Here is a 17,423-nt window from a genome sequence, read left to right as displayed (position 1 = left end):
TCAACCTTTCATTTCTGCGGATACACGTTCTTTCCATTCCGCAATTTTCTGCATCGCTTGGAGTGGTGTCATATTCAGTACATCTGCAACTTTGATTTCATCCAGAAGTTTTTGTTGTTCTAAGGACGTCGCTGACTCAATTGAAGTATCAAATAGCGCCAATTGCTCAGACACGCTGGTGGATTCATTGGCAGCACTTTCTTCCTCAAATCGCTGCAATAGTTTTTTCGCCCGCTCTACCAATTCGGCCGGCAATCCTGCGAGTTCTGCCACATGTATTCCATAGCTTCGATCCGCAGCGCCAGGCAATACTTTATGTAGGAATACTACTTTGCCGTTTTGTTCTTTTGCGGCGACATGCACGTTTAATAAGCGTGCGAGTACATCTTCGAGCTTCGTCAATTCATGATAATGCGTAGAGAATAATGTATTCGCTCCGACCTGCTCATGTATATGCTCCATCATTGCCTGCGCAAGAGCCATTCCATCATACGTAGAAGTACCACGGCCAATTTCATCAAACAGCAATAAACTTCGGGATGTTGCATGAGCGAGCGCATATTGTGACTCCATCATTTCCATCATGAACGTACTTTGGCCAGACGCGACATCATCTGCCGCACCGATCCGTGTGAATATTTGGTCTGTAATCGGCAGCACTGCTTTTTCGCATGGTACGAAACAACCGATTTGTGCCATTACGACAGTTAAGGCAACTTGCCTCATAAAGGTGCTTTTCCCCGACATATTCGGTCCTGTGATCAGTAACATATTGCTATAGTCGGCTAATTCACAAGAGTTCGGTATATAAAGCGAGTGATTCATCATCTTTTCAACGACAGGGTGTCTGCCGTTTTGGATATCCAGCGCTCGTCCGTCATGAAATTCTGGACGTATATAACGATTTCTTTCCGATACCACAGCGAATGCCAGCAACACATCCAGTTCACTTACAACAGACGCGAGTTTCTGGATACGCTGTACTTCCTCTTTCACTTGTTCGCGGATCGCCAAAAATAAGTTCGTTTCAAGTATTTGACCATCAGCTTCTGCATTCAATATTAACTCTTCTTTCTCTTTCAATTCCGTCGTTATGTATCGCTCCGCATTTGCCAATGTTTGTTTTCGTTCATATCGTGTTAAATCCGCTAAATGAACATTGGATTTCGTTATCTCGATGTAGTATCCAAATATTCGGTTATACCCGATTTTCAATGTTTTAATCCCAGTTGCTTGGCGTTCTTTTTGCTCAAGTTGCGCCAGCCAACTTTTGCCGTTACGAGACGCATCACGCAGTTGATCTAATTTTTCGTTGTAACCATCTTTGATCAGACCGCCTTCTTTACTCGTTAAAGGTGGATTTTCGGCAATTGCATCCGCTAGTAATTGATACGTATCTTCGCATGGGTCCATTTTATCCGCAATTTGCTGAAGCATCGGCCGCTTGGATTCACTTAATATTTTTTGCAATTTAGGAATATGTGTCAATGAATTTCGCAGTTGTGCTAAGTCTCGTGCAGTTGCACTGCCCATTGAGATTCTACCGGCAAGCCGTTCTAAGTCATAGACATTTTTCAATTCCTCTACTAGTTCTTCACGCAGGAAAAACTCATCGACTAAATTACTGACAGTTTCCAATCGCTCTTCAATTGCTTTACGCTGTGCCAATGGCTGATGGATCCACATTCTCAGTTTTCTTGCACCCATTGCGGTGACCGTTTCATCCAATACCCAAAATAATGTACCTTCCTTCTTGCCTGAACGAATCGTCTGGACGAGTTCTAGATTCCGCATGGAGTTCGCGTCAATTGACAGTTTCGCGTCCTTTTCAATATAAACAAAAGGACGGATATGGCCGAACACCATTTTTTGCATGCGCATCAAATACGACTGTAGCTTATTGCAAGCTTCTTGTAGTTCATTGGGAAGGTGTCCATACGTGTCTTTTGCAATAGAGGCATTTTGCTCTGCATCTTCAATAGACAGCATAATTTCACGATTCTCAAACATTTCATGGAGAGTTAAATGCAGTGTTTGATCTACGACAATTTCCTTCATTCCGAGAGATTCGATTTCCGCTAGCAGCGAGCGCTCAGTTCCCTCGATTAATTCTACTTTCCCTTCGCCTGTTCCGACGTCTAGATAAGCGAGTGCAAACCGTTGATCTCCTAAGCTGTCGATCGCGCCAATAAAATGGTTCGCTTCCGTATCAATTGTTTTGCCTTCTGTCAGCGTACCAGGTGTGATCACTTTTACCACTTCACGCTTTACGATGCCTTTGACTGATCTTGGATCTTCCATCTGTTCGCAAATCGCAACTTTGTGGCCATTTTGGATAAGTGTTTCAATATAGCCGGTAGCGGAATGATAAGGTATACCGCACATCGGAATCCGGTCCTTAGCCCCTGAGTCCCTGCTCGTCAATGTGATCTCTAAAATGGAAGATGCATTCACTGCATCTTCAAAAAACATTTCATAGAAGTCACCTAATCGGAAAAATAAAAAAGCATCGGTGTATTGTTCTTTAATTTGTAAATATTGCTTAATCATCGGTGTATGTTGTGACATGTAAAACCCTCATTTATTCGCTCATTTTCTTTTCATTATAACAAACCTATCCGGAGTTAACGAATCAAAAGGAGCCACCTCTCTAAGAAATTCATTCTTTCCATGATAAGGTCAAAATTAAAAAGCCGGTGAAAAACCGGCTTTTAAAAGGGTGAATCTTTTCTTCTGACTGGATGAGGTGACGGCTCTTTAGCATGCGGTTCATTGGCCTTTTTATCTTCCATCACAACAGAAGATGATTCTGCTTCAGCTATCGGCCACTCTTCTTCATATGGATGAGGATGAATCGTCACGGATACTTTCGTTTCTCCTACCATTTCAACAAGCAATTCCCTTTCAATTGAGATGGAGAAATTCTGGCCACATTCCGAAATACTCGCTTCCGTGCAATTCGGGTGTTGCAATACCGTTACGATCGTCTCTTCTTTGCTTGACGTAGGCTCATCTCGATAATGCAGAGCAATTTTATCTTTGTATGGTATGGACTCAGTAAAGACCGACGTTTTGGAATGATCGTGATGAGAGTACCATACATTTACATCGAAGCTCCCTGTCACTTCTACATGGTTTCCAACCTTCTTCGCTTGATGCGTGTGGTTGATCACCCAGCAACCCAAAATGCTGGAAGGGCGATTTGGCGGCTTTAACGTTACAGTAGAATCCGATCGATGCTTCCCTTTGGCAATAACAGCTTTCGTCACAATTTGTCGTAAGTTTTTCAGTTTTCTTCCTCCTTCTTAGGCTTCTATCCATCCTATGCAACAGCAGCCCAGAAAGTGAAAAAAATCGGCAAGGAATTTCTCCTTAGCCGACATTTTTTATTAGGAAAGTGATTTGCGTGCTGTATTTTCAACGTATGAACCTGTTTCGCCGCGTAATACATCGCCGCCTGTAGATTCGATAATCTCATCTGTTACGCTGTTAGCGATCGTATTTGAAACGAGCTGAAGCAAATCGTTCACTTCAACTTGAGATTGTTTGAATTCCTGAACCAATGGAATTTCATCGATCTCCCCTTGTACTTGTTCGATTTTCTTTTCAATATTCTTTAGTGCACGTTCTTTTTCATAGTGCTGGAAATTCACAGCTTGTGTCTGAAGCGATTTCAGGCTTGCTATTTTTTCACGCACTTTTTGGTTTTCGTTAATTTGTGCTTCTGCACGTTTATAAAATTCCACTTCTTCCGTGTTCGCAAGCATATGTGCCAAGTCTCGTGCTTTAGCAATGATTTCGTCTTTTGTATATAGTTTTTCCATTATGACATCACCTTTTCTTCTTTAACTACTCCGATGAATTCACCATCGAGTGACCATGTTTTCGCTTCTTTGATTCGAACTTCAACAATCTCGCCAATCACAGATCTTGGAGCTCTGAAATTCACCAATTTGCTTTTCTCAGTGTAACCTGCAAGCACATCAGGATTCTTTTTACTTTCGCCTTCCACAAGCACTTTCACAACTTGTCCTTTATAAGGCTTCATTGCTTCTGCAGACATGTCGTTCACAAGCTTATTTAAGCGCTGCAGTCTTTCTTTCTTCACTTCCATCGGTACGTTATCCTGCATTTTCGCAGCCGGCGTCCCTTCACGTGCAGAATAAATATACGTAAAGGCCATGTCAAAACCTACCTCGCGATAAAGCGACATGGTTTCCTCAAATTGCTCATCTGTTTCATTTGGAAATCCTACGATAATATCCGTTGTCAGTGAAGCTGTCGGGATAGCTGTTCTGATTTTATTGACGAGCTCTAAATAACTTTCTCGTGTGTATTTCCGAGCCATAATTTTCAGCATGTCACTAGACCCTGATTGTACAGGCAAATGAATGTGATCAACCAAGTTGCCGCCTTTTGCAAGCACTTCTATCAAATGATCATCAAAGTCTCGCGGGTGACTCGTCGTAAAGCGGATTCTCGGGATATCGATTTTTCGAAGATCATCCATCAAATCGCCTAGACGATACGTAATGTCATCAAAATCTTTACCATACGCGTTGACATTTTGACCGAGTAATGTGATTTCTTTATAGCCTTCCGCTGCTAGCTGTCTGACTTCTTGAATGATATCCTCCGGTCTGCGGCTACGTTCTTTCCCACGGGTATAAGGCACGATACAGTATGTGCAAAACTTGTCACAGCCGTACATAATATTGACCCACGCCTTGATTTTGCCATGACGTACTTTCGGCAAGTTCTCAATGACATCGCCTTCTTTTGACCACACTTCAATGACCATCTCTTTTGACATATACGCTTCGTGCAAGATATGCGGCAGGCGGTGGATATTGTGCGTACCAAAGATCATGTCTACTTGGTCGTAAGTCTTAAGAATCTTGTTCACTACTGATTCTTCTTGTGACATACAACCACAGACGCCAATCAATAAATCGGGGCGTTCCAGTTTCAATGGTTTTAGATGTCCCAACTCACCAAACACTTTATTTTCTGCATTTTCTCGGATAGCGCACGTGTTAAGCAAGATCACATCTGCGTCTTTTACGGTATCAGTTGCCTCGTAGCCGAGCGCCATGAAAATACCGGCCATTACTTCTGTATCGTGTTCATTCATTTGACAGCCGTACGTACGGATATAAAATTTACGTCCTTGACCCATACCTTTAAAACGTTGCTCTATTTGAAAATTATCGTGATATTCCACTTCTTCTTTCCCGCGTTTTTTTGCATCCTTCAGAGAAGGTGCACTATACACAGACTCAAAATATTTACTATAGTCTTTTTCAGTTGTTTTGCCTGATGGCGCGTCTTCTGTTGCGAGTCCAGCTTGCAAGCGCTGTTCTTCATTCATTATTGCAGTAGCCCCTTTCTATTACTTATCGGGAAATAAGCATACATGATGTTATTATACTGAACTTTTGGCGGATATGACAGTAAAGGGCCAAATTGTTGCTTGTTTGTCATGAAAAAAAGACCATGGCGACTTAGCCATGATCTTCTGGAAATTCTATTAACGAGTCTTTTTTTCAACGAGAAGTTTAAGCGCAGTCCGCCCTTCCCCATTGATTTCGATATCAGTAAAGGCAGGGGCGCAAATTAGATCCCCACCGCTTGGCGCGACAAATCCTCTTGCAATAGCAACTGCTTTGATTGCTTGGTTTAATGCACCTGCTCCTACTGCCTGGATTTCTGCATAGCCTTGTTCACGAATCACAGCAACTAACGCACCTGCTACAGAGTTCGGATTTGATCGGGAAGATACTTTCAAGGGACTCACGATATTTCCTCCTTATTTTGCAATGTCTATGGAAAGAGTGTATTCCATAAGTCATCCTATGATAGGTAAAGAGGATTTAGACACCATTCAGATTAGTTTATGAATGGATGGTCTTCGTTAATCCGGATTCGTTCGATTTTAAGAGCTTTTCCTGTCTTGTCATCCAGTTCCACAAATAAGCCATTGAGTTGCGGTCTTCCTTTTTTCGGAACTTCGAATCGAGTAGGTAAATTTGTATGGAAGCGATAGAGTACGTCTTCTTTTCTCATGCCCAGTATTTCATCATATGGTCCAGTCATCCCTGCATCTGTCAAATACGCTGTGCCACCTGGTAAGATTCGGTCATCTGCAGTTTGCACATGGGTATGTGTGCCGACTACAACAGATGCTTTGCCATCCAGATGCCAGCCCATAGCAATTTTCTCACTTGTAGCTTCCGCATGGAAATCGACGAAGACTAATGGAGATAAATTTAGAGCTTCTTCTACCAATTCATCCGCTTTGGTAAACGGATCGTCATGGGGAGGTAAAAATGTTCGGCCATGTAAATTAATAACCGAAAGCGTTACACCATTCTTGGTTATTGTGGTCATGCCTTTGCCGGGTGCTTGCTCCGAAAAGTTAGCGGGGCGTATCAAATAATCGACCTCATCAATAAAATCAAAAATCTCTTTTTGATCCCATGTATGGTTACCCATCGTGATCACATCCACGCCTGCATGCAATAGATCATGATAGATTGCTTTCGTAATCCCTCTTCCGGAAGCTGCGTTCTCACCATTTGCAATAATCACATCTGCTTGGTATTTTCTTTTCAGGCGAGATAAATAATCTATTACCATTTCTCGCCCCATCGACCCTACAATATCCCCAATAAAAATTACTTTCATCAAAAAAACCTCTTTCCAAAATGAAAACAGCTTCCAATCGAACCGGAAGCTGTTTACTTAGTTATTCTTTATTTCGCATACTCTACTGCACGGGTCTCCCGAATGACCGTTACTTTAATATGCCCAGGATAGTTCAATTCTTCTTCGATCTGTTTTCGAATATCTCGCGCCAGACGATGTGCTGTAATATCATCGATTTGCTCCGGACGGACAATGATACGAACCTCACGTCCCGCTTGGATTGCAAATGACTTTTCAACGCCTTCATACGATTCGGAGATTTCTTCAAGCTTTTGCAGACGTTTAATATAATTCTCCAATGTCTCACTTCTAGCACCTGGTCTTGCGGCTGAAAGTGCATCTGCTGCAGCGACGAGTACGGCAATGACAGAAGTCGCTTCTTCATCACCATGATGTGAAGCAATACTGTTGATAACCACTGGATGTTCTTTATATTTCGTTGCCAGCTCCACGCCAATTTGAACGTGGCTGCCTTCTACTTCATGATCGATTGCTTTACCGATATCATGCAGCAAGCCTGCTCGTCTTGCGAGGGTTACGTCTTCTCCGAGTTCTGCCGCTAGTAAGCCTGATAAATAAGCTACTTCAATCGAGTGTTTCAAGACGTTCTGGCCATAACTTGTACGGAAATGCAGACGTCCCAGTATTTTGATAAGATCCGGATGTAAGTTGTGGATGCCTACGTCAAAAGTAGTTTGTTCACCTTTTTCACGAATTAGCTCGTCCACTTCTCTTCTAGACTTATCTACCATTTCTTCGATACGCGCAGGATGTATTCTTCCATCCTGTACAAGTTTCTCGAGCGCTAATCTAGCTGTTTCTCTCCGTATCGGATCAAATCCTGATAAAATGACTGCTTCCGGTGTATCATCGATGATTAAATCGATGCCCGTCAAAGTCTCAAGTGTACGGATATTTCTTCCTTCTCTACCGATAATGCGGCCTTTCATTTCGTCATTTGGTAAATTGACGACCGAAACTGTAGTTTCTGCAACATGATCTGCTGCAAATCGTTGCAATGCTAGGGACAGAATTTCCCGCGCTTTACGTTCGGATTCTTCTTTTGCCCGCTGTTCGGATTCTTTGGTCATGACCGCAATATCAGTGGATAGTTCATCCTCCACATCTTCCAAGATGATACGTTTCGCCTCATCTCTTGTAAGGGAAGAAATTCTTTCAAGCTCGGTCTTCTGAACGGTAACAAGTTCTTCCGCTTTGCGTTCCATTCGTTCAATATGCTGTTGTCTTTCTAAAAGCGCATCTTCTTTGCGTTCTAGACTCGCTTCTCGTTTATTGAGCGCATCATCCTTGCGATCAAGGTTTTCTTCCCGCTGTAAGAGACGGTTTTCTTGTTTCTGTAATTCCGCTCTTCTCTCACGGACTTCATTTTCCGCTTCAATTCGCAGTTCGTGAGTTTCATCTTTCGCTTCTAATAGTGCCTCTTTTTTCACTGACTCCGCTTCACGCTTCGCCTCTTCGACGATTTGATTCGCTGTTTGCTTGGCACCAGTCACTTTTGAATCGTTCACATTTTTCAATATAAAAAAGCTAACAACTGCACCGACGATGAGACTTAGCAAAACGGAGATGAGTATTTCAACACCCATTGAGGTCACCTCCTCCTGCTTATTCTTTTCTTTTCAGTCGGCTCGTATTATCAATTTTGCCATGGCGGCTGTGTTCACATCACCAATTTTACTGGATAAGTAATGTCCCTATTAACTGTGAAAACGCCGAAGGCACTAACTTAATCCAACAGGTTTAAGCCTGCTGTTTCGGGACTGTTTGGCATTCAGTTTACTGCTTTTCAGATGAGCAAAGTGTTTGCTGAATTAAGTTAAAATCAACATACTGCCAAAAAAACAATTCATTGGTTTGATCAATGTAGGGCATATATAATACGCCACTTTAATTGTATAGTTGTATTTTTATTGTGTCAAGGAATGATGAAGGAAATTGAAGGGGGTTCTGAACTATTTTGCAATAGTTGCGCCGCGATGCTTCTTTCATTTCATATGAATCTAGGGAATAGGCTAGATAATGGAGCAGAAAAAATCCGCCAATTTTCATTGGCGGACTCTAGCTGCAAAATTATTTTTCGTCAGGAATCAAGAGAAGCTCTTCTAACTCGTCCTCTTCATCATGAGCCGCAATAACATAATCGGTTTTGTCCAAGCCGTATGTTTCCCGAATCTTACTCGCGATTTCCGAACGCATTTGTGGATTTTCTTTCAAAAATATTTTCGCATTCTCTCGTCCTTGGCCTAGGCGCTCGCCTTCGTAAGAGTACCAAGCACCACTTTTTTGGACAACTTCTAATTCTGCACCTAGATCTAGAATTTCACCTTCTTTTGAAATTCCTTCACCGTACATAATATCGACTTCTGCTGTTCTGAAAGGCGGTGCTACTTTGTTTTTCACTACCCGGATTCTAGTCTTATTCCCCATAATGTCGTTTCCTTGCTTAATCGCTTCTCCACGTCGCACTTCAAGGCGCACAGAAGAATAGAATTTAAGCGCTCTACCGCCAGGAGTCACCTCAGGGTTACCGAACATGACACCGACTTTTTCACGAATCTGGTTGATAAATACTGCAATCGTATTGGACTTATTGATTGCACCGGAAAGTTTACGCAATGCTTGAGACATCAAACGTGCCTGCAAACCGACATGCGCGTCTCCCATTTCACCCTCAATTTCAGCTTTAGGAACCAACGCAGCAACCGAGTCTACTACGATAATATCTACAGCGCCACTGCGTACTAAAGCTTCCGCGATTTCCAAGGCTTGCTCGCCCGTATCTGGTTGAGACAATAGCAATTCGTCAATATTGACGCCTAGTTTTTGCGCGTACACAGGGTCAAGCGCGTGCTCTGCATCAATGAAAGCCGCTTGTCCGCCATTCGCTTGAACTTCTGCGATAGCGTGCAAAGCAACTGTCGTTTTACCTGAACTTTCAGGTCCGTAGACTTCAATCACCCGTCCGCGTGGATAGCCACCTATTCCGAGTGCTGCATCCAATGCCAATGACCCGGAAGATGAAGTGTCAATTTGACGGTCAGTTTTCTCTCCAAGTTTCATAACAGAACCTTTACCAAATTGTTTCTCTATTTGTTTTAATGCCATATCTAAAGCCGCTTTACGATCGCTCAATTAAAATTCCTCCTCAACTCTTTTTCTATTTCTATTATACCTTTTTTCGTTAGAATACACAACAAATAAACGAACGCGTATTCGATAATTTGTTGTCAGAAATTGAAAAACAGTCTGTATAACCGAGGCGAAATTAATTTTCAACAGAGAAATAGACCTCAAAAATCAATACTTCAATTCTTTTTTCTCTTTCATTTTCTGTATTAAATAATGCAATGCAAACTGCACGGAACGCTTACGATTTGAATTGCGCGAGCCGGATAATTGCAGCTTATAAGATTCAGTCGCCATACCTTCAGTTGCAATGCCGATCCAGACAGTTCCTGGCGGCTCACCGTCATGTGGTTCTGGTCCGGCTGCACCTGTCAGTCCGACACCAAATGTAGTAGCAAATCGTTCTCTAACGCTTTCAGCCAAAGCTTCTGCACATTCCGAACTGACGATTCCGTGGTATTCGAGTAGAGACGGTAAAATACCGAGCTGTTCAATTTTCATCTCTTTATTATAAACTACAACACCGCCTTTTAAAGCATTGCCAATTCCAGGCTCTGATCCCAGTTCTGCCATAAACATACCCGAAGTTAAGCTTTCAGCAGCAGAAATAGACCAATCGTTTTGCAGTAAAAGTTCAGTAGTTTTCGATGCCAATGTATCCTCATCGACTCCGTATATATACTCGCCCACGATAGAACGTATTTGGTGTTCTACCGGCAAGATCAATTGCTCAGCCTCTTCTTCCGATGTCGCTTTTGCAGTGATTCGCAACTTGACCATGCCCGGTGAAGCAAGCGGAGCAATAGTAGGATTCGTTTGATTTTCCAGTAATGATTGAATACGAACTTCTAATTCAGATTCTCCAATCCCCTGCAGTTTCAAAACTTTAGAAAAGATAATATCTTGTTTGCCATAGACACCTAATAAATAAGGTATGGCTTCATTCTCAAACATCGGCTCCAACTCATGAGGAGGACCAGGCAATAAAACATATTGCTTGCCATCTTTTTCAATTCCCATTCCCGGTGCCATGCCATGACGATTCGGCAAAACTGTCGCGCCGGCTAGAACAAGAGCTTGCTTCTTATTATTTTCAGTCATCGTTTTTCCGACTTGTTTGAAATACTGCTTAATCGTCTCCAGTGCTTCTTCATCAGAAACCAGTTCTCGCCCCAATTCACGAGCAATCGTTTCTTTTGTTAAATCATCTTTCGTTGGTCCCAGCCCACCGCTGAAAATGAGGATATCTGCTCGTTGTTGTGCAAGTCTTATGGATTGAGCCAGACGTTCTGGATTATCCCCTACGACGGTATGATAATATACATCGATACCCGCTTCAGCCAATCTAGCAGAGATGAACTTTGCATTGGTATTCGTAATTTGTCCTAATAAAAGCTCTGAACCTACTGCAATGATTTCAGCTTTCATGAATACACTCCACTCCTCACATTGACTCCACTAATACTTTACGATTCTTAATAAAATAATCTACGCCAGACCAAATGGTAAATAGCAGCGCGATATACAGCATAATTGTACCGAATGGAACGCCGATCGCTTCAAAGAATATATTGTGTAATAGTAGAAATGAAATAGCCAAGATCTGTGTAACCGTCTTTATTTTCCCTAACTGATTCGCAGCTACAACTTCGCCACCGCCAGCCAAGATTAATCGAAGACCGGTCACTGCAAACTCCCTGCTTATAATGATAATTACAACCCATGCAGGTGCTGTTCCCATCTCAACCAACAAAATAAATGCTGCGGAAACGAGTAACTTGTCCGCAAGCGGATCTAAAAACTTCCCCATATTGGTTACCAAGTTATTTTTTCTTGCTAAATAACCGTCGAGCCAATCTGTCGTTGAGGCTATAATAAAAATAATCGCGCCCACTAAATGTTCAATCGGTAGTTCTACTCCGCCGATCTTAATAATTCCCCACCCAAAATCAACTGCCATGAAAACGATAAAAATCGGTATCATCAATACTCTTGATAACGTGATTTTATTAGGCAAATTCATAAAAATTCCACCTTTCCAGCTGTAGCGTCATAATTTCTTGTGAATAACAAAATAGTCATCTCTAGGGATGACTATTTTGCTACGGTTTTTTAATAATAATATTTTGAGTAAGACGTTCATTCGGATATTCGAGCACTTGATCATTCACGATCAGTTCTGTAGAATTTGTCCGTCCTACCCGGATTCGCACACTTACCGCTTCAGTTGCATCAATTTCAATGGTTTCGCCGGCTGTCATAATTCTACCTCCAGGCGCTGGCATTCTTTCTGTACCGGACTGATCGGTAACGGAAATCCAAGAATCGCCCGTTGTTTTAATGACCAACTTCAACTCAGCAGAATTAGATAACGTAAAAGTGGAAGTTTCTCCGGCGCTGGACTCCAATTCCAGCTGCTGTTCTGTTTCTTCTATCGGCTCTTCCGGCTCCTCTGGTGTTTCCTCAGAAGCATTCTTATCTTCGTCAACCGGTTTCTCAGTATCTGGCTGCCCTGGTGTTTCTTTGATCAGTGGAACATTTTGCGTTGGTGTATCTTTTTCTAATGGTGTTTCTGCAGCTTTTTCTCTAAATAAAATGTACACAATGACGATAATCATCACAATGAACAAAGCTACAATCACTTTAGGCATGATTTCTTTTAACTTGCTGTTACTCTTTAGTCCGCCGCTGCGCTGAAGTGTCGGCGGCGCAATATTTTCTTGCTCTTCTTCTGGAGTATCGCCTGACTCCTCTTTATAGAGAGCCAGCATTTCATCCGCATCCAAATCAACTGCTTCCGCATATTGTTTGATAAAAGCACGGATATAGAATGTACCGGGCATCATACTATAATCTTCACTTTCAATTCCCGAAAGATAACGTTTTTGGATTTTTGTGATTCCCTGTAAATCATCCAACGTATACCCTTTCGCTACTCTCGCTTCTTTCAAGCGAGCACCTAATCCGGTCAATTTTAACACCTACCTAATTCGTCAAGTCATTTTACTTTAGTTGAACATATTAAATCCGCCCATTGAACCGCGATCAGACATCTGGTCGTTTTTCTCCAGAATCTCATATGTAATTTCTTGATCTACACTAGACCGCAATTCAATAATGATATCAAAGTCATCAATTGTGTACTCGGATTGCTTCACGAACATATCTGGATGTTCTACCACTTTTATCGTAGGTAAACTCATCATTTCACGCACTAATTGCATATGACGTTCATCCGATGATTTTCGAGTCACAATTCCATCCAGGATAAAGATATTATCGCTTGAAAATTCTTCGCCCATCATACTCGTTCTCACGGTTTGTTTGATCATAGTGGAAGATAAAAACACCCACTTTTTATTCGCACACACACTAGCCGCAACCACTGATTCCGTTTTACCTACACGTGGCATCCCGCGTACACCGATTAGCTTGTGACCTTCTTGCTTAAAAATTTCGGCTAAAAAGTCCACTAAAATCCCAAGTTCACTTCGAATGAACCGAAACGTTTTCCGATCATCCGTGCCGCGCTGGATATAATGTCCGTGACGCACAGCCAACACATCTCTCAATTTAGGTTCCCTGATTTTATGGATTACAATCGTATCCATAGTGGAAGCAATTAATTCAAAGCGTTTAATTTGCTGGTCGTGATCCGTTTGTACAAGCATACCGCGATATCTGCCATCTACTCCATTGATGGTGACAATATCCACTCGCAACATGCCGAGCAGGGAAGCAATATCTCCAAGCAAGCCGGGCCGATTGACTTGAATCTCATATTCGACATACCATTCTCCCATTCGACACTCTCCTCGTTTGACTTCTTTATATAGGACGCATAAGTCTGCACTTAGTTCTATAATAACGGATAGCCGGAGTGAAGAAAAGAAAAAAAGAAAAGGACTTCACGAACCGTCCTTCTCTCTCGAGATCACATATACCAGCCGCCGTTGATCTGAACGATTTCTCCCGTCATATAATCGGCTTTTCCACTGAGCAAGAATTCGACCATATTCGCTATTTCTTGCGGAGTACCAACCGACAGCAAGGGAATTTGTTCCAAGACCATTTGCCGTTCTTCTGATGAAAATTCCTGATTCATCCGTGTATCGATCCAGCCGGGTGCGATGGCGTTAACCCTGACACCTGAATAAGCGGCTTCTTTGGCGTACGCTTTAACAAAAGCATGTTGTGCACCTTTGACCGCTGAATACATCACTTCTCCCGCAGCACCTGCGCTGCCCCAGATCGACCCAATAAACAGCACATAAGAGACCGTATGTTTACGCAACTTAGCAGATAATAAGGAAACGAGCCGAGCGGGATTTTGCATATGCACCCTCCATAACTCAGCCATTTCCACATCCGTCGTATCGGACAATAACTTAACGACCGCTTGCCCATTTGCCACGACAATTGCTTGTAATCCTTGTATTTTCGAGGCTAGCTCAGCAGCCGCCTGCTCTGATCTAAAATCAGCCTGCACACTGAGAAACTCTAGGTTAGGATAGTCCTTTTGCAAATCCTTCAACAATAAAGCCAGTTGTTGCTTATTGGAATTATAATGTAAGTAAAGAGACCAACCAGCGGCCGCCAACTGTCGGCAAACCGCTTCCCCTATCCCACCTGATGCCCCTAAGACGAGTGCAAAACGCGCTTCGTTCATTTGTTGTCTGCTGGCTTTACTTCAAATACTGTATAGCTGCTGTCATCCGAAAACATAGAAAAGGCTTGCTTTAATTTATCCATAGAGAGCTTTTCCAACGTCGGCACTACATCGAATAAATTCATTTCGTTAAACTCATAGCGAGTATATTGATTCGCAATAAATTCTATAGAATTCAGTGAACGCATAAACTGTCCGATTTTCTTTTTACGCATCCTCTCTAAATCTTCCTCTTTGACAGGCCAGTATTCTTTCGAATCTTGAATCGTTTGACGAATTAACTTCTCTAATCGTTCAGGCTCCTCCGTATCTGATCCGACCATTGCAAATCCATAGCCCTCTTCCATTGAAAACTCATAAGAGAATGATTCATCAATCAAACCTTCTTCATATGCCTTTTCATAAAACGGAGAAGTACGCCCAAATAAACTGTCCAACACTAAATTGGCAGATAGCTCAGACTCAAGCATCTCTTGACCCTGCTGGTCTGTAGATGTACATTTCATGCCTACATTGAGCTTTGGCTTTGATACATCCATCGTAAGCGTGCGTTTCGGAATATCCGCTCCTTTTGTTTCAGTTGAAAATTGGCGTTCGATCGGCTCAGGCTGATCAAAGGATTTCTTAGATTGGTTTTCTTTAACGAAAGCCATCATTTCTTCAGGATCAACTGCCCCTACAATGAATAGCAACATGTTGGACGGATGGTAGAAGGTTTCATAGCACGTATATAAATGCTCTGCCGTAATATCTTGAATCGATTCTACTGTTCCTGCAATATCAATTTTCACTGGATGCTCTTTATAGAGATTTTCTATTGTACCGAAGTATAAACGCCAATCCGGTTGATCGTCATACATCGTAATTTCCTGGGCAATAATCCCCTTCTCTTTATCCACGGTCTCCTTAGTGAAATAAGGTTCTTGGACAAAATCTAAAAGCACTTCAGTATTTTCCTTGATTTTATTCGTTGCTGAAAATAGATATGCAGTCCTTCCAAAGGTCGTGTAAGCATTTGCAGATGCTCCATTTAGACCAAACTTCTGGAACACATCGCCATCTTCTTTTTCAAACATTTTATGCTCAAGAAAATGTGCAATCCCGTCAGGCACTGTTATGAATTCGTTTTTGCCATGCGGTTTGAACGTTCTATCAATTGAACCGTATTTTGTTGTGAACGTCACAAATGTTTTAGAATAACCCCGTTTCGGTAGAATGACCACTTTCAAACCATTTTCTAATGTTTCTGTATAAATTTTTTCTTGTAATTCATCAAATACTACTTCTTTCATTTGGAATCATCCTCCTTGCCTGACAACAGATAGACCACTTCTAACTGGATCGTGTTCGCCATTTCCTTCACGTCTTCCAATGTAACGGAATGCCATTTGCTGATCAGTTCGTCTGCAGTGAAATTCTCGTCTAACTCTTTATATTGGTCATATATTTCAATTTGACTGCGTGCAGAATCATTGGAGCTGCGAATACTATTCTCTAGCAATGCAACCGTTTGGTTCAATTCCAACTCTGTTATATCACCTTGCTGCATCACCTTTAACTGCTCAACAATTAATTGAACTGCTTTTTTTTCAAGTTCTGCATCAATTCCTGCTGTCACGTAGACAATACCATATTGGGAAGCAAACGCACTATTTGCGTAATACGCCATACTTTCTTTTTCACGTACATTCATAAATAATTTACTATGCGCAAAGCCGCCAAAAATTCCGTTCATCACTTGCATTTTATTGTAATCCGGATGACGGAATGTCACTGGCGTACTAAAGCCTAAATGCAGCTTACCTTGTTTCATATCCTGACGTTCTCTGACGGTTCTTACGTCTTCAGAAGTATTTGCATGCTTTTCTTCAAGCCGTTCATTCACCTTACGAGCCTTGAACGGCAAGGATTCTTTAATTTTCGTGACAATATCTTGCTCATCCATGTCTCCGACTACATAAATATCGATCAAGTCATTCTGAATCATGTCTTCATACGCTTGATGAAGACTTTTATTGGTGATAGCAGAAACAGCTTCTTCTGTACCGTAGGCGGAGATAGAAGCCGGTTGATCCGGTCTCATGATTTCCAGCATACGCTTTTGAGCATATCTTGTCTTGTCATCGTAAACTGAACGGATTCGATCACGTACTGTACGCTTTTCTCTTTCTACAACCGTTTGATCAAATGCATCTTCTGAAGCTTTTGGCTCGAAAACGACCGCACGGATAAGTTCGAAAAGCTGTTTAAGAACGTCTTCACCTGCAAAAAACTCATCGTTCACACATTCAGCAAACAAAGAAACGATGTGCTGAGAGCTTCTTTTGGAAACGTCTGTATACAACACAGTACCGTATAGCTCATCTAACGCTTTACGCATCGCAATTTGCGTAGGATATTTCTCATTAGACTCTTCCAATACATTCGCAAGCACTGTCCTTTCTGAAGCAGCACTCTGTTCTAACGGAGCCTTCCATTTAATCGTGACATTCACTGTTTTAAATTGTTCAGTTTTTCGTATATACAAATTAACGCCGTCTTGTAACTTTATTTTATTGAACATACAAACACCTCTCGTTTACCTTATTATATGAATTCCTATCCTCACTATACATTTTAGCTTTTGAAATAGAAAATAAAACGCAACCCCAAGTGCTGAGAGCGCCGGTTAGCCTCGACAGGCGTTGGAAGAAATGACAGAAAGGCGCTCCTTGCCTTTTGGCAGTTCTGAAACGACCCCGAGAGGCTGGCGCTCGAAGCCGGATGAACCAAGTGCTGAGAGCGCCGGTTAGCCTCGACAGGCGTTGGAAGAAATGACAGAAAGGCGCTCCTTGCCTTTTTGGCAGTTCTGAAACGACCCCGAGAGGCTGGCGCTCGAAGCCGGATGAACCAAGTGCTG

Annotated in this window: 15 protein-coding genes; all 15 read right to left on the bottom strand. The window is 42.2% G+C overall.

What is annotated here, in order from left to right; all coding sequences use genetic code 11:
* A complete protein-coding gene (gene mutS, locus MKY93_RS06520) occupies window positions 1–2,568 on the bottom strand; it encodes a DNA mismatch repair protein MutS (RefSeq protein WP_340758575.1) in 2,568 nt (855 codons plus the stop codon).
* 143 nt (window positions 2,569–2,711) lie between these two features.
* On the bottom strand, window positions 2,712–3,269 hold the full coding sequence (cotE, locus tag MKY93_RS06515; RefSeq protein WP_009497298.1) for an outer spore coat protein CotE: 558 nt from the start codon (window positions 3,267–3,269) through the stop codon (window positions 2,712–2,714).
* Window positions 3,270–3,389: 120 nt separating this feature from the next.
* The gene (locus tag MKY93_RS06510; protein ID WP_009497300.1) at window positions 3,390–3,824 is read right to left on the bottom strand and encodes a RicAFT regulatory complex protein RicA family protein; all 435 of its coding nucleotides are present in this window, start codon (window positions 3,822–3,824) and stop codon (window positions 3,390–3,392) included.
* Window positions 3,824–5,371 (bottom strand): tRNA (N6-isopentenyl adenosine(37)-C2)-methylthiotransferase MiaB, encoded by a 1,548-nt coding sequence (gene miaB / locus MKY93_RS06505; protein WP_009497302.1) that lies wholly within the window; start codon window positions 5,369–5,371, stop codon window positions 3,824–3,826. Before miaB ends, MKY93_RS06510 begins: the two co-directional genes overlap by 1 nt.
* Before the next feature lie 159 nt (window positions 5,372–5,530).
* A complete protein-coding gene (locus MKY93_RS06500) occupies window positions 5,531–5,797 on the bottom strand; it encodes a stage V sporulation protein S (protein WP_009497304.1) in 267 nt (88 codons plus the stop codon).
* Window positions 5,798–5,889: 92 nt separating this feature from the next.
* Window positions 5,890–6,687: a TIGR00282 family metallophosphoesterase gene (locus MKY93_RS06495; protein ID WP_009497306.1), complete on the bottom strand. Its 798-nt coding sequence runs from the start codon at window positions 6,685–6,687 to the stop codon at window positions 5,890–5,892.
* Between the two features lie 68 nt (window positions 6,688–6,755).
* A complete protein-coding gene (gene rny / locus MKY93_RS06490; RefSeq protein WP_078817724.1) occupies window positions 6,756–8,315 on the bottom strand; it encodes a ribonuclease Y in 1,560 nt (519 codons plus the stop codon).
* 484 nt (window positions 8,316–8,799) lie between these two features.
* Window positions 8,800–9,861: a recombinase RecA gene (recA, locus tag MKY93_RS06485; RefSeq protein ID WP_009497310.1), complete on the bottom strand. Its 1,062-nt coding sequence runs from the start codon at window positions 9,859–9,861 to the stop codon at window positions 8,800–8,802.
* A gap of 165 nt (window positions 9,862–10,026) precedes the next feature.
* Window positions 10,027–11,283, bottom strand: coding sequence for a competence/damage-inducible protein A (locus MKY93_RS06480; protein ID WP_340758574.1), 1,257 nt, complete (start codon window positions 11,281–11,283; stop codon window positions 10,027–10,029).
* A gap of 16 nt (window positions 11,284–11,299) precedes the next feature.
* The gene (gene pgsA, locus MKY93_RS06475) at window positions 11,300–11,878 is read right to left on the bottom strand and encodes a CDP-diacylglycerol--glycerol-3-phosphate 3-phosphatidyltransferase (protein WP_009497314.1); all 579 of its coding nucleotides are present in this window, start codon (window positions 11,876–11,878) and stop codon (window positions 11,300–11,302) included.
* A gap of 79 nt (window positions 11,879–11,957) precedes the next feature.
* Complete coding sequence (locus MKY93_RS06470) at window positions 11,958–12,827, bottom strand: helix-turn-helix domain-containing protein (protein WP_050804631.1); 870 nt, start codon at window positions 12,825–12,827, stop codon at window positions 11,958–11,960.
* Between the two features lie 36 nt (window positions 12,828–12,863).
* On the bottom strand, window positions 12,864–13,658 hold the full coding sequence (locus MKY93_RS06465; RefSeq protein WP_009497318.1) for a DUF3388 domain-containing protein: 795 nt from the start codon (window positions 13,656–13,658) through the stop codon (window positions 12,864–12,866).
* A gap of 131 nt (window positions 13,659–13,789) precedes the next feature.
* Window positions 13,790–14,524 (bottom strand): elongation factor P 5-aminopentanone reductase, encoded by a 735-nt coding sequence (gene ymfI, locus MKY93_RS06460; RefSeq protein ID WP_009497321.1) that lies wholly within the window; start codon window positions 14,522–14,524, stop codon window positions 13,790–13,792.
* The gene (yfmH, locus tag MKY93_RS06455; protein ID WP_340758573.1) at window positions 14,521–15,816 is read right to left on the bottom strand and encodes an EF-P 5-aminopentanol modification-associated protein YfmH; all 1,296 of its coding nucleotides are present in this window, start codon (window positions 15,814–15,816) and stop codon (window positions 14,521–14,523) included. The genes ymfI and yfmH overlap by 4 nt, the downstream gene beginning before the upstream one ends.
* Window positions 15,813–17,087, bottom strand: coding sequence for an EF-P 5-aminopentanol modification-associated protein YfmF (yfmF, locus tag MKY93_RS06450; RefSeq protein ID WP_340758572.1), 1,275 nt, complete (start codon window positions 17,085–17,087; stop codon window positions 15,813–15,815). The genes yfmH and yfmF overlap by 4 nt, the downstream gene beginning before the upstream one ends.
* Window positions 17,088–17,423: the final 336 nt, after the last annotated feature.

The organism is Sporosarcina sp. FSL W7-1283 (assembly GCF_038003105.1).
GTDB lineage: Bacteria > Bacillota > Bacilli > Bacillales_A > Planococcaceae > Sporosarcina > Sporosarcina newyorkensis.
The sequence above is the reverse complement of the archived record's forward strand: the minus strand, read 5'-3'. Positions and strand labels throughout refer to the sequence as shown.

What these genes read in the sequence shown, in the direction of transcription:
- mutS (WP_340758575.1), bottom strand. Translation starts at nt 2,568, where the DNA reads ATGTCACAACATACACCGATGATTAAGCAATATTTACAAATTAAAGAA.
- MKY93_RS06510 (WP_009497300.1), bottom strand. Translation starts at nt 3,824, where the DNA reads ATGGAAAAACTATATACAAAAGACGAAATCATTGCTAAAGCACGAGAC.
- miaB (WP_009497302.1), bottom strand. Translation starts at nt 5,371, where the DNA reads ATGAATGAAGAACAGCGCTTGCAAGCTGGACTCGCAACAGAAGACGCG.
- MKY93_RS06495 (WP_009497306.1), bottom strand. Translation starts at nt 6,687, where the DNA reads ATGAAAGTAATTTTTATTGGGGATATTGTAGGGTCGATGGGGCGAGAA.
- rny (WP_078817724.1), bottom strand. Translation starts at nt 8,315, where the DNA reads ATGGGTGTTGAAATACTCATCTCCGTTTTGCTAAGTCTCATCGTCGGT.
- MKY93_RS06480 (WP_340758574.1), bottom strand. Translation starts at nt 11,283, where the DNA reads ATGAAAGCTGAAATCATTGCAGTAGGTTCAGAGCTTTTATTAGGACAA.
- pgsA (WP_009497314.1), bottom strand. Translation starts at nt 11,878, where the DNA reads ATGAATTTGCCTAATAAAATCACGTTATCAAGAGTATTGATGATACCG.
- MKY93_RS06465 (WP_009497318.1), bottom strand. Translation starts at nt 13,658, where the DNA reads ATGGGAGAATGGTATGTCGAATATGAGATTCAAGTCAATCGGCCCGGC.
- ymfI (WP_009497321.1), bottom strand. Translation starts at nt 14,524, where the DNA reads ATGAACGAAGCGCGTTTTGCACTCGTCTTAGGGGCATCAGGTGGGATA.
- yfmH (WP_340758573.1), bottom strand. Translation starts at nt 15,816, where the DNA reads ATGAAAGAAGTAGTATTTGATGAATTACAAGAAAAAATTTATACAGAA.
- yfmF (WP_340758572.1), bottom strand. Translation starts at nt 17,087, where the DNA reads ATGTTCAATAAAATAAAGTTACAAGACGGCGTTAATTTGTATATACGA.